Here is a 391-nt window from a genome sequence, read left to right as displayed (position 1 = left end):
CCCGTGAGCTCTGGCTCAAGGTGCTCGACGGCGACCACCCGATCGCCCCGCCGCGCCTCCACCGCTTCAAGACCGAGTTCCGCCGCACCCCGGGCGTCGTGCCCGAGGGCGCGTGGGAGGTCTACGACCTCGGCCTCAACGAGCACGGCCTGCTCTTCATGACCCTCGAGTGCTTCCCCGCGGGCGCCGTGCCCACCGTGGGCGGCGGCCAGGCCACGAGCGGGCCGGCGATGGACGAGGAGGCCGGCAAGGCCTGGACCGCCCTGCTGGCCGACGCCGAGCGCCTCGAGGGCGCCGTCCTCGACGGCCTGCTCAAGTGGACCGTCGAGCACACCAAGGGCGAGCGCGCCTTCTACCAGGCCGTCGACGAGGAGGGCCGCGTCGCCCGCAC

1 protein-coding gene is annotated in these 391 nt (G+C 74.4%); it reads left to right on the top strand.

From position 1 onward, the window contains the following. On the top strand, positions 1–391 hold a 391-nt coding region (locus I6F37_RS44000; protein WP_225154987.1), incomplete at both ends, for a hypothetical protein.

Source organism: Bradyrhizobium sp. NBAIM08, from assembly GCF_020193935.1.
Classification (GTDB): domain Bacteria; phylum Pseudomonadota; class Alphaproteobacteria; order Rhizobiales; family Xanthobacteraceae; genus Bradyrhizobium; species Bradyrhizobium yuanmingense.
Note: the sequence above shows the minus strand (reverse complement) of the source record. Positions and strands in the feature narration are given on the sequence as shown.